10 protein-coding genes are annotated in these 12,500 nt (G+C 63.8%); 2 read left to right on the forward strand and 8 right to left on the reverse strand.

What is annotated here, in order from left to right; genetic code table 11:
* Positions 1 to 13 precede the first annotated feature (13 nt).
* Together WDB88_RS15205 and WDB88_RS15210 are read left to right on the forward strand one after the other, a co-directional pair.
* On the forward strand, positions 14 to 1,228 hold the full coding sequence (locus WDB88_RS15205; RefSeq protein WP_330647037.1) for a M20 family metallopeptidase: 1,215 nt from the start codon (positions 14 to 16) through the stop codon (positions 1,226 to 1,228).
* Positions 1,229 to 1,250: 22 nt separating this feature from the next.
* Complete coding sequence (locus tag WDB88_RS15210; RefSeq protein ID WP_330647036.1) at positions 1,251 to 2,150, forward strand: homocysteine S-methyltransferase family protein; 900 nt, start codon at positions 1,251 to 1,253, stop codon at positions 2,148 to 2,150.
* A 151-nt stretch (positions 2,151 to 2,301) separates the two neighbouring features.
* Here WDB88_RS15210 and WDB88_RS15215 read toward each other — a convergent pair whose 3' ends face one another.
* From WDB88_RS15215 to WDB88_RS15250, 8 genes are all read right to left on the reverse strand, one after another.
* A complete protein-coding gene (locus WDB88_RS15215) occupies positions 2,302 to 3,270 on the reverse strand; it encodes a GNAT family N-acetyltransferase (RefSeq protein ID WP_339109661.1) in 969 nt (322 codons plus the stop codon).
* Between the two features lie 175 nt (positions 3,271 to 3,445).
* Positions 3,446 to 4,225, reverse strand: coding sequence for a TIM barrel protein (locus WDB88_RS15220; protein ID WP_330647034.1), 780 nt, complete (start codon positions 4,223 to 4,225; stop codon positions 3,446 to 3,448).
* A gap of 33 nt (positions 4,226 to 4,258) precedes the next feature.
* Positions 4,259 to 5,194 (reverse strand): myo-inosose-2 dehydratase, encoded by a 936-nt coding sequence (gene iolE / locus WDB88_RS15225; protein ID WP_339109662.1) that lies wholly within the window; start codon positions 5,192 to 5,194, stop codon positions 4,259 to 4,261.
* A 97-nt stretch (positions 5,195 to 5,291) separates the two neighbouring features.
* Entirely contained in the window at positions 5,292 to 7,154 is a 1,863-nt protein-coding gene (iolD, locus tag WDB88_RS15230) for a 3D-(3,5/4)-trihydroxycyclohexane-1,2-dione acylhydrolase (decyclizing) (RefSeq protein ID WP_339109663.1), read from the reverse strand.
* 134 nt (positions 7,155 to 7,288) lie between these two features.
* A complete protein-coding gene (gene iolC / locus WDB88_RS15235; RefSeq protein WP_339109664.1) occupies positions 7,289 to 9,214 on the reverse strand; it encodes a 5-dehydro-2-deoxygluconokinase in 1,926 nt (641 codons plus the stop codon).
* Between the two features lie 43 nt (positions 9,215 to 9,257).
* Complete coding sequence (locus WDB88_RS15240; RefSeq protein ID WP_330647028.1) at positions 9,258 to 10,370, reverse strand: Gfo/Idh/MocA family oxidoreductase; 1,113 nt, start codon at positions 10,368 to 10,370, stop codon at positions 9,258 to 9,260.
* Positions 10,371 to 10,434: 64 nt separating this feature from the next.
* Positions 10,435 to 11,259: an ATP-binding cassette domain-containing protein gene (locus tag WDB88_RS15245; RefSeq protein ID WP_339109665.1), complete on the reverse strand. Its 825-nt coding sequence runs from the start codon at positions 11,257 to 11,259 to the stop codon at positions 10,435 to 10,437.
* A gap of 1 nt (position 11,260) precedes the next feature.
* Complete coding sequence (locus WDB88_RS15250) at positions 11,261 to 12,367, reverse strand: ABC transporter permease (protein WP_339109666.1); 1,107 nt, start codon at positions 12,365 to 12,367, stop codon at positions 11,261 to 11,263.
* Between the last annotated feature and the right edge of the window lie 133 nt (positions 12,368 to 12,500).

The raw sequence follows: 12,500 nt of genomic DNA on the forward strand, positions 1-12,500 counted from the left end.
CTGCGAGTGTAGCATGACCCACTTCCCCCCAAGCGAGACGGGCATCAACGATCTGACGCGCCGGATCGATGACAAGGTGGCCGAGATCGCCCCGCATCTGGTCGCGCTGCGCCGCGACATCCACGCCCATCCGGAAATCGGCTTTGAAACGCAGCGGACGGCGGATCTGGTCGCGCATGAATTGCGGCAGATGGGGCTTGAGGTCACCACCGGTATCGGACGCACCGGCGTGATTGCCGAAATCACGGGGGCCCTGCCCGGCCCCTGCCTGATCCTGCGCGCCGATATGGATGCCCTGCCCATCGAGGAGCGCACGGATCTGCCCTTCGCCTCGCAGATACAGGGCGCGATGCATGCCTGCGGGCATGATATCCACACATCGGCCCTGCTGGGGGCGGCCTATGTGCTCAGAGATCTGACACAAGAGCTTGCCGGACGGGTGCGACTGGTGTTCCAGCCTGCCGAGGAAACCGTTGAAAGCGGTGCCGCCGCGATGATCGCAGACGGGGCTGCGGAGGGCGCCGATATGGCCATCGCCTTCCACAACCAGCCGGAACTCCCCGCAGGAGAGCTGCGCCTGATCCACGGCGCCAGCACCGCCTCGAGCGATGAATTCTGCGTGACGGTTCTCGGGTCTTCGGGCCATGCCGCGCGGCCACATCTTGCGCTGGACCCGATCGTGGCCTGCGCGCATATCATCACACAGTTGCAGACCATCGTGTCGCGCCGGATGGACCCCGCCGACCCGATGGTGCTGACCATCGGCCAGATCGCGGGCGGGTTCACCGAAAATATCATCCCCGATAGCTGTAGCTTCAAAGGCACGATCCGTTGCCGCTCGGCACAGACCCGCGACATGGCCGAGGAACGCTTCCGCCAGATCTGCACCGATACCGCCCGTGCGCTCGGGGTCCGGGCCGAGGTCACCTATCTGCGCGGTGCGCCTGCGTTGCAAAATGACAAAACGCTGGTCGACCGTGCCCTGACCAGCCTGAGCGCGCATTTCGGCACCGCTCCCCATACGCAGACGGGCACCGATTTCGGAGCCGAGGATTTTTCCTATTTCTCCGAACGTCTGCCCGCGCTGCAATTCCATGTCGGCTCGGGCCAGCCCGGTCGGGATGACCGCCTGCACAATTCGGATTACCAACCCGATGAAAGCGCCATCACGCTTTCGGCAAGAGCCCTCAGCCGGTTGGCCGCCGATTTCCTAAGCCCTGCGCGATAAGCGCGATTGGAGGACCCTTTCAATGACCACCATCACTCTCCTCGACGGCGGCATGAGCCGCGAATTGCAACATTGGGGGGCCGAACTGCGCCAACCCGAATGGTCGGCGGTCGCGCTGATCGAAACCCCCGAGATCGTGCAGGTCGCGCATGAGGCCTTCCTGAAAGCCGGTGCGCAGGTTATCACCACCAATAGCTATGCCGTCGTGCCTTTCCATCTGGGCGAAGAGCGCTTTGCCCGCGATGGGGCCGCTCTGGCAACCGATGCCGCCCGTCTGGCCCGCGCCGCCGCCGACAAATTCCCGGGCGCGCGCGTGGCAGGCAGCCTGCCGCCGCCCTGCGGCTCCTATATGCCCGAAGCTTTCGACGCGGCCATCGCCCGCCCGATCCTCGACATGCTGGTCGGCGCGATGCAGGACAAGGTCGATCTGTGGGTGGCCGAAACGCTTAGCAGCCTTGCCGAGGCCCGCTGTGCCGTCGCCGCCGCCAAATCCAGCGGCAAGCCGGTCTGGCTGTCCTTCACCCTGCATGACAGCGAAGGGGCACTGGACCAGCCTCCGGCCCTGCGCAGCGGTGAGAGTGTCGCGGAGGCTGCCCGTCTGGCGCAGGAACTGGGGGCCGAGGCGCTGCTGTTCAACTGCTCCATGCCCGAAGTCATGGAACCCGCCATCAAGGCCGCCCGTGCCGCCTTTGGCGACGCACAACTGCCGATCGGCATCTATGCCAATGCCTTTGAATCGCAAGATGATGACGGGGCCGCCAATGAAGTGCTCTCGCAGGTCCGCAAGGATCTGACGCCGGCGGGCTATCTGCAATGGGTCGATCAGTGGATCGCGGCAGGGGCCACGATGGTGGGCGGATGCTGCGGGATCGGCTCCGAGCATATCGCAGCGATTGCCGCGCATCTGGCGCAGAAAGCCTGAGCGGGCTCTGACGCACATCCCAACTGGCGCCCCGCAGGTTTTCCCTCGCGGGGCGTTTTCTGTTACGATGGCGCCGGTGGCCTGCCGGACGCCCCGCGGGGGGGCTATCAGGGCGGATCATCCCAAAGCCCGGCTCATCCCAAAACCCGGATCATCCCAGAGAATGCGCCGAAAGCCCGTAGATCTGTAGCCCGTCCTGCGGGCGCCGCATCACGCCATTGCGCATTTCGGTGACGGTATCGAAGACCCCAAGACCCGCCGATGCCAGAAAGGCCGCGAATTGCTCGCTTTCAACCGGCGTATCCAGACGGGCGAACTGGCCCTCCAGCGCTTGTAGGAACGGAGTTGCCAGCTGCATGGCGATGCGGTCATTTTCGGCCACAAGCGGCCCGATTACCACGCCCTTTCCGAAGTCGCGTTTGAGCGCATAGCCCACCACCCGACCCTCTCGCAGGGCCACCATCCCGTCGGAAAGCCTCACGAACATCTCCAGCATCGCATGACGATCGGCCCCGTAGGCATGGCTGTCAAGCGCGTGGATCTGCGCCAGATCGGCAGGCTCCAGCGGGCGCACCTCCAGCCCCGGCACAGCGGTGGGCGGCCGCATGGGCCGCACGATACCCTGATGCTGCCAGATCGTGCCCACCGGCACGAAACCGGCATATTCATAAAGACGGTAGGCTGCACGGGTGGCAGACAGCCGCAAGTCGCGGCCTTCACAATCGCGCATGATCCGCCGCAAGAGGCGCGCGCCTGCCCCGTAGCTTTGCAGACGCGGTGTGGTGATCATCATCCCGAACATGGCGTAATCCTCGCCCACCGGAAAATACATCGCCGACCCCAAGGGGCGCCCGATCCCGTCTATCGCCAGATAGCCCCGCCCGAGCGCCAGAAACACATCCAGATCCCGCGCGCGATGGGGCCAGAACACCGAGACCGTCAGTTCGTGCAGCGCCTGCCGGTGCGCGGGGGTCAGCGTGATGATATCGGCTTTATAGCTATCGATCTGAATGGAATTCTCGTCGGCCACATGTTGATGCGCCATGAAATCAATATACCGCGTTCTTGCCGCCTGAGGCATCGTTTCGGAACACGGACCAATCGTGGTATTGCGGCTCATGCACCCTTCCTCATCAATAGGTCGCGACCAGTCTAAACGACAAAACAAAGCCGTTTATACCGTATCTGCGCGCCAGTTGATAGATTCTGCTGGAGTGATGCTTTTTGTCGCGATGCCCTGCCCCCGACGGGACAGGGCCGGACAGCAGGGCGTGTAAAGGCGGTGGGGCCGTGCCCTAGAGGGTGAAGGCCGCGACGAAGGCCGCGACGGCTGCATCGCTATCCCCCTGCGCCCATGCCTCCAGCCCGACAGGCCCATGATAGCCCATCGCCTGCAAACCACGGGCGATGACCGGATAATTGATCTCGCCAGTGCCCGGCTCGCAACGACCGGGCGTGTCGGCCACCTGCAGCTCGCCGATCCAAGGCAGGGATTTCTCGCACCAGCGCAGCAGATCCCCCTCCCCGATCTGCGTATGATAGAGGTCGAGATTCATCCGCAGCTCGGGGCGGTCAATCGAAGACACAAGCGCCAGAACATCCCCCGTCGCCCCGAAAGGACAGCCCGGATGGTCCATTTGGTTGAGATTTTCCAAGGTAAAGACCACGCCCTCCTCGGCGGCCAGATCGCAGATCCGCTCGAGCGTGTCGCGAGCTTTCAGCCACATCGGCCCCGTGACCGTCTCGTGCCGCCAGATCGGCAAACCGCCCTCGCCCAGACCGGTGCCGTGCAGATTGAGCCGACGCACGCCAAGCCGCTTGCCCACCTTGATCGTCTCGCGGGCCGAGGCGAGGAGCAGATCCGCCCCCTCCGCATCGGCCAGCCGTCCTTCGAGATAGCCGTTCATGATCGTATAATCGGCCCCCACCGCTTCGAGCTTGGCCAGATCGTGATCGGGCCAGTTCCAAAGCCCCACGCCGAGACCTTGCTCGGTCAGGCGCGCGGCGCGCCATTCGATGGGTTTGTCGCGCCAGAGCATCTCGGCGCAGGCGGCAAGCTGGAAAGGCTGTGTCATCCTAGGGTCTCCAACAGGCATGAAATCGCAGGCTCAGGCCCCGACGGTCTCGGGGTGCGGGGACGGGACAAGATCGAATCCGACCTCTTTCGCGATCCGTTTGAGCGTATGCAACCCGAGGGTTTGATACAGGAGCGGATTGCGTTCATGGGGGTCTTGCTCTGCCTCGATCACGATCCAGCCGTCATAGCCGTTCTGCCGGAGGATCCGCAGAAGCGGCGCGAAATCGACCGCGCCCTCCTGATCGCCGGGTACGGTGAACGCCCCCGCCCGCACGCCTTGCAGGAAGGAGAGGTTTTCAGCACGCACCTTGGCCGTGATCTCGGGGCGGATATTCTTGGCATGGAAATGCGCGACGCGCTTGATATGGCGGGCCAGCACCAGTGCCGGATCGCCACCGCCGAAGGCGCAATGGCCCGCATCGAACAGCAGATGGGTTGCGGGACCAGTGGCGGCCATGAAAGCATCGATATCTGCGGGGCTTTCCACAACGGAGCCCATATGGTGATGGTAGGCCAGCGTCACGCCCTCGCCCGCCAGATAGGCCGCAAAAGCTTCCATCTTGGCACCGAACCCGGCCATTTCGACGGCGTTCAGCACGGGGCGGTCATTGACGGGTGTCAGAGGCTGTCCGTGGACGGTATTGGAGCATTCGCACACGATGCAGACCTTGCAGCCATTGTGTTTGAGTTTGGCCAGATGCCCCTGAACGGCTGCGATTTCCTCTTCCACCGAGCGGGTCAGGAGTTCGGTGGAATACCAGCCCGAGATGAAAACGAGCCCGTATTGCGCCAGCAGACTGCGCAGGGCTTCGGGGTCGTCCTGCGGCCAGCGGTGGCCGTTCTCGATCCCGTCGAAGCCGATCAGACGGCCCGCCTCTTCGAGGATGCGGGCGGTGGGAATATCCGCACCGATGGACTGGTCGTCATCATTGGCCCATGCGATGGGGTTGGTGCCGAATTTGATCATGGAACTCTCCTTTTACGGTTGCGGGCCGCGATTGGGGGCATCGAGCCCCCTGCACGCGGCGTCGGAGCCCCCCTGCGGGGGCCCTCCGGCGCGCATGTCAGTTGACGGTCTGCTGTCGGGTGATGTTGTCGATGTAACGCTGATAGGCGGCGGCACGGTTGGGGGCGTGGCCCGTGGCGGGAATGGCGACATCCCAGAACTGCCCGGCCTCGCCGGCCGTGGTCTCGATACCGGTGCCGGGGAAGTCTTTTGCCGTGGTCTCGATCACGATCACGGTCGGGAGATCGCGGGTGCGGGCCAGTACCAGCTGCGCCTCCAGGTCCTTGATATCTTTCGCCTTCACCGCATATGCGCCCATGGATGCCGCATGAGCCGCATAATCAATCCGCGGCTGGGCCTCGATGGTGCAATCGACATACATATTGTTGAACGGATTGCCGCCGCAGCCCAGCGTCTGCAGGCGGTTGATACAGCCATAGCCCGCATTGTCGGTCAGCACCACGGTGAAGGGGATACGCCGCATCACCGCTGTGGCCAGTTCCGAATTGGCCATCATATAGGAGCCGTCGCCCACAAAGCAGATCACCTCGCGGTCAGGATTGGCAAGTTTGAGCCCCATGCCGCCTGCGATCTCGTAGCCCATGCAGCTATAGCCATATTCCATGTGATAGCCGCCCTGCATTGGCTGCCAGAGCAGCTTGAGCGCGCCGGGCATGGTGCCGGCGGCGCACATCACGATGCTTTCGGGGGCGGCGCGCTGGACCGCACCGATGACTTCGGCATCAAGAGGGCGTTCGCCTGTCGCCCGCTCGTCGCTGCGGTCGCGGCAATGATGCGTCACAGCGCGCAGCCAATCCTCGCGCGCGCTCTGGTCGGCCTCCCCGGCGCGATACTCCCCAAGCCCTGCCGTAAGCGCCGCGAGCGCCACTTTGGCATCGGCCATCAGGGGCTCGGCCCCATGTTTCACCGCATCATAGGCCGCGACATTGATCGACAGACGCCTTGCCCCGGGATTGGCAAAAAGCGTGCGCGAGCCAGTGGTGAAATCCTGCAGCCGCGTGCCGATCCCGATCACCAGATCAGCGCGGCGCGAGGCGGCATTGGCGGCAGCCGAGCCATCGACACCGGAGGCGCCAAAATTCATCGGGTGGAATTGCGAGAGCGCCGACTTGCCCGCCTGCGTCTCGACGACGGGGATATTGTGGCGGGTGGCAAACTCGGCCAGCATGGCCTCGGCCCGGGAATAGATCACCCCGCCGCCTGCGACGATGACAGGGCTTCGTGCCGCGCGGATCATCGCAATGGCGTTTTCCAGCTCGCGCGCATCGGGCGCGGGGCGGCGGATATGCCAGGTTCTGGGGGTGAAGAATTCGGCCGGGTACTCATAGGGTTCCGATTGCACATCCTGACAGAAGGCCAGCGTGACGGGGCCACAGGAGGCCGGATCGGTCATTGTGGCCAGCGCGCGGGGGAGCGCTGTAAGCAGATGTTCGGGCCGCGTGATCCGGTCGTAATAGCGCGAAACGGGGCGCAGGCAGTCATTGGCCGAGAGCGTGCCATCCTCGAAGGCTTCGACCTGTTGCAGCACCGGATCGGGGCGGCGATTGGCGAAGACGTCACCGGGGATCAGCAGGATCGGCAGGCGGTTCACATGCGCAAGTGCTGCCGCCGTGACGAGATTGGTGGCCCCCGGCCCGATGGAGGAGGTCACCGCCATCGCGCGGCGGCGGGCCAGTCCCTTGCTATAGGCCAGCGCCGTATGGGCCATCGTCTGTTCATTCTGGCCGCGCCATGTCGGGAAATCTGCACCGATCTCCTCGAGCGCCTGCCCCAAGCCCGCGACATTGCCGTGGCCGAAGATCGCCCAGATCCCCTCGATATACCGCTCGCCCTCGGGCGTCAGCTGCACGCTGAGCCATTTTACCATCGCCTGTGCGGCGGTCATACGGATCGTGCCCATAGTCATCTTCCTTTGCTGTGCCCCCGTTCAAGGGGCCCCGTCTTCGGGTGGGGGTCGCGCGCGCCGCAGGGATTGACCCCGCGGCGCGCGCGCATCGGCGGCTTCGCCCCCGCTGGGGCGCGCCGGTGCTGTGGCTATTCGGCAGCAACAGCGGTCGCTGCCGCCCGCGCCTTGTCCCAGATATCTGCGAGACGGGCATAACGGGTGGCCATTTCGGCCACGGCCTCGTCATCCCCCATCCGTCCCGCCAACCAGTCACGCGCCACAGAGCCGAAGATCGTGCGGCCCACGGCAAAGCCCTTGACCAGCGGAAAGCCTGCGGCGATCTCGAAGCTTGCCGCCAGTTCGGCTTCGGGCGCATCCAGCCCCAGTACGACAATGCCACGGGTATGGCGGTCATATGCCTCGATGGCATCGCAGGCCTTAGCCCATCCGGCCTGCGATGCCAAAGGCTCCAGCTTCCACCAATCGGGATAGATCCCTTCGGCATAGAAGCGCCGGATCAGATGGGCCGTGGTGTCGTCATCGGTCGCGGCCACTTTCGACGGGATGATCTCGAGCAGGAATTCGAGGTTGTTCCGCCGCGCGGCCACATAGAGTTTACGGACCCGATCCAGTTGTCTGGCCCAGATGTCGGCATCATCCTCGGGGTGGCAGAAACACAGCACTTTCACCACATTCTCGCGCGCCCATTCCTTCAGCCCGCCACAATCGGGGCCAAGCTCGGGTTCAAGCTCCAGCGGACGCGAGCCGGGCCATTCGCAGGGACGCCCGATCCACAGGCCCGTGCCCGAGGCCGCATGCAACGCACGGCGACCGATACGGTTGTCGCACAGTATCCCGTAGCCCGAGCGGCCTTGCTGGACCTTCAGCGCGGCCTCAAGGCAAAGCTCTTTGAAAGCGCCCCCCTTCTTCAGCGTATAGCCCTCCATCTCTTCAAGCTGCATACGGTGGTCGAAGGCAAAGACCCGCATCTCCGAGAAATCACCGCCATGACTGCGATGGCGGTTGGTGGCCCAATGGATCTGCTCGAGATCGCGGTCATTGCGCAGATCGGGCTGTGTGACGCCGCGGCTCAGGAAGAAGTCGAGTTCTTCAAGCGAGGGATAGGCCGGCGTGCAGCCGTGGCGCGAGACAGCAAAGGCCCCGCAGGCATTGGCATATTCCAGCGCCTTGGGCCAGGTTTCGCCCTCCAGCCAGCCCTTGAGAAGCCCCGAGAAGAACCCGTCGCCCGCGCCCAGCACATTGAACACCTCAATCGGGAAGCCGGGGCCGGTCTGGCCCCCGTCTAGGCTGTCGGGGATCGCGCCTTCAAAGGCCGCAGCGCCCGCCGCCCCGCGTTTGCAGATCAGCGTGGCGTTCGACACCGCCCGCACAGCCTTGAGCGCCGCGATGGTGTCGGTCGTGCCGCCCGCGATGTGGAACTCTTCTTCCGTGCCCACGATCAGGTCGAAATAATGCAGGCTCTTCTGTAGCTTGGCGGTAACAGCGGCAGATTCCACAAAGCGGCTTTCGCCCTCGCCATGACCTGCCACCCCCCAGAGGTTCGGACGGTAATCGATATCGAGCGCCGTCTTTGCACCATACTGCCGCGCCAGCTTCAGCGCCTTCAGGGTCGCCGCTTCCGTTTTGGGGTTCGACAGATGGGTGCCCGTGGCCAGAACCGAGCGCGTCCGGGCAATCAGCCCCTCCTCGATATCCGCCTCGCACAGGGCCATATCGGCGCAATTCTCGCGGTAGAAGATCAGCGGGAACTGTTCCTCGTCACGGATGCCGAGGATGACCAGCGCCGTCAGACGCTCGGGATCGGTGCTCACCCCCTCGACATTCACCCCGTGGCGCATAAGCTCCTCTCGGATGAAGCGGCCCATATGCTCGTCGCCCACCCGCGTGATCAGCCCCGAGCGCAGCCCCAGACGCGCCGTGCCGCAAGCGATATTGGTCGGGCTGCCCCCGATATATTTCTCGAAAGACCCCATATCTTCCAGACGGCCCCCGATCTGAGAGCCATAAAGATCAACGCCCGCGCGACCGATCGTGATTACATCCAACGTCTTCATAAGTCCCTCCCTGCGATCCGGCCTCCTCCGGCGGATCACGTTTTTAGAGTTCAATCCATTGCCCGCCCGAGCGCGCCATTGCATGGATCACCGTCTCGATCTCGTGGCCACGGGCAAAATCCGGCCCGCATGCAGGGCCGCCCGCAATGGCCTGTAACAGGTCGCGCGCCTCGACCACTTTCTGTTCGTTAAAGCCGAAATTGTGACCCGCTGCGGGACAGAATGCGCCGAAATCGGGCTGATCCGGCCCTGTCAGGTGGCGGGTAAACCCCGCCTCACCACGCCTGTGCAGCCAGAATTCGTTCATATGTTCCTGATCGAACCGCAGGCTGCCAAGGCTGCCGTGGATCTCCCATGCCAGATGGCATTTGCGCCCCCGCGCCACGCGCGAGGTGGCAAACGAGCCCTGTGCCCCCGATGCAAAGCGCAACATCGCCATTGCGCTATCCTCGTTTTCCACCGGTGTCATGCCCGTGGCCGAGGGGCGTTCGGGGATCGCGATATGGGTCTGCGCGCAGAGCCCCGCAACCGGCCCCATCAGTGCGATCATCTGGCTGACCAGATGGCAACCAAGATCGCCCAACGCGCCCAGCCCCCCGTCTTGCAGCGTATGCCGCCAGGACCAGGGCAGATCGGGATCTGCCGCGTAATCCTCGTCATAGACGCCTCGGAAGCTGTAAAGCTGCCCCAGCGCGCCGTCCTCGACCAGCGCACGCATCGCCTGAAACGCCGGAGAACGCAGATAGTTATAGCCCAGCATCGTCACCAGATCGGGGCGGGAGGCGGCAGATGCGGCCATTTGCGCGGCCTCATTCAGCGTCAGCGCCATCGGCTTTTCCAGCCAGACATGCTTGCCCGCCTCCAGCGCGGCACAGGCCAGCGGCAGATGCAGGCCGTTCGGGACGGTGATCGACACCACATCCACCAACGGGTCCTCCATCACGCTCTGCCACGCCTCGCTGCTGCGGGCAAAGCCGAATTGCGGGGCCAAGGCGCGCGCCCTGTCGGGGACCGCATCACACAGCACTTCCAGCCGCGGGCGCGCACCGCCAAACACGGTGGCCACATTGTTCCACGCCATTGCGTGACATTTCCCCATGAAACCCGTGCCGATCAGGGCCACCCCCAACGGGGTTTCGGGCAGCATCGCCGTCATGACGGTCTCCGTTCTGCGCTGGATTTTCGGATGCCTCCGGGCAAAGCTGCCCGAAGGCCGTGGCCTAGATGGTGCCGCCAAGCGACCCTTCGAGGCTGGCCAGTTCCTGCCCGCCCGCCATCAGGTCCTGCAACTCGGCAGAGCTGATCTTGCCACGCTCCGCCGTGCCCAGTGTCTGGCCACGATTGAGCACGGTAAAACGATCCCCCACCGCCATGGCATGGCGCACATTATGCGAGATGAAGACCACCCCCACACCCTGCGCCCGCACACGGTCGATCGTGGCCAGCACATTGGAGGTCTGGCGCACCCCCAACGCCGAGGTCGGCTCGTCAAGGATCAGCACCTTCGCCCCGAAATAGACCGCGCGGGCAATCGCCACTGTCTGCCGCTCGCCGCCCGAAAGCGTGCCCACCGCCTGATCGGGGGCGCGCAGATTGATGCCCATCTTGCGCATCTCTTCCATCGTGATCTGGTTGGCGCTCTCGATATCGAGCCGCTTGAGAAGCCCCCGCCCCTTGGTCGGCTCGCGCCCCATGAAGAAATTGCGGGTGACCGACATCAGCGGGATCATCGCCAGATCCTGAAACACCGTGGCAATCCCCGCCTCCATCGCGTCACGCGGGCTGTTGAAGGACAGGGGCTTGTTGTCAAAGGTGATCGTGCCGGATGTGGGCCTGTGCACGCCCGACATGGTCTTGATAAAGGTCGACTTCCCCGCCCCGTTATCGCCCAGAAGGCAGTGACATTCTCCGGGGCGCACATTGAAGGTCACCCCGTTCAGTGCGATGACATTGCCGAAATGCTTGGTGATGTCTTTCATCTCGATGATCGGGGCCTGCGCCTCGGCCACGGAGCCATGATGGAACTTGCTATCCTGAAGGGTCATCTCAACGCTCCCCCGTCACACGTTTGCGGATCACATTGTTGAAGACCACAGCAATCAGCAGCATTGCGCCAAGGAACACCTGGAACCAGTCCTGATCGAAATTGGTATAGGTCAGGCCGATGGTCACCATGCCGAAGATGATCGCCCCGAAGAAAGCCCCGATCGCCGAGCCATAGCCCCCCGTCAGCAGACAGCCCCCGATCACGGCGGCAATGATCGCCTCGAATTCTTTCTGGAACCCGCGACGGGCATCGGTCGAGCCGGCATCGATCACGGTGATGATGGCCACAAGGCTTGCCGCCACAGCCGTCAGCATGAAAAGCGAGATCTTGACCTTGCGCACCGGAACGCCGGAATTCTTCGCGGCGTTGCTGTCGCCGCCCGTGGCAAAGATCCAGTTCCCGACAGGCGTGCGCAGCAGGATATAGGTTGCCACCAGCGCCAGCCCGATAAACCACAGCACCTCGACCGGAACGCCCGGCACTTTCGGTGCGCCGGATTTGAAACTGTCGATCAGGCCCGCTTTGGCAGCCCAGGCAAACAGGCCCTGAAAGGCATCGTCCGAAAAGACCGGGGTCAGGACATCCCCCTCGACCGCCTCACGCACACCGCGCAGCTGGGTCGAGCCGCCGGTAAACAGCTTCAGCCCCACCAGCGCCAGACCGCGCAGGATGAACAGCCCCGCCAGCGTCACGATGAAGGACGGCAGCCCCGTGCGCATCACGATGGCCCCATTCGCCGCCCCGATCGCTGCGGCAAATATCATGGTCAGCGGGATCGAGAAGATCAGCGGCAACCCCAGATTGACGGTGAAAACCCCGAAGATCATGCCCGCAAAGCCGACCATCGACCCGATGGACAGGTCGAATTCGCCGCCGATCATCAGCATGGCTGCGGCAATCCCCAAAATCCCGAGCTGGGCCGAGGGCGTGAGGAAGTTCATGATACCGGACAATGTGAACATCGTCCCATCGGCGGTCAGCAGGAAGAACAGCGTCACGAGGATCAGCCCCCCGATCGCGCCCAGTTCCGGTCGTTTCATGAGTTTGGTGGCAAACGACTCGGATTTGATCCGTTCGTCCGCCGCAATGGTGGCGTCCGTTGGCATGAATCCCTCCCATCATGCAGTCAGTTTTGGAGATAGCGGCCACAATCATGCTGTAGCCTGCCCTATGGCGTGGTGGTCATGGCAGAGCCGCGAAGGCTCTGTATGTGACGCGCGGCCCTGAAACCGGCAGGTG

The organism is Thioclava sp. GXIMD4216 (assembly GCF_037949285.1).
GTDB lineage: Bacteria > Pseudomonadota > Alphaproteobacteria > Rhodobacterales > Rhodobacteraceae > Thioclava > Thioclava litoralis.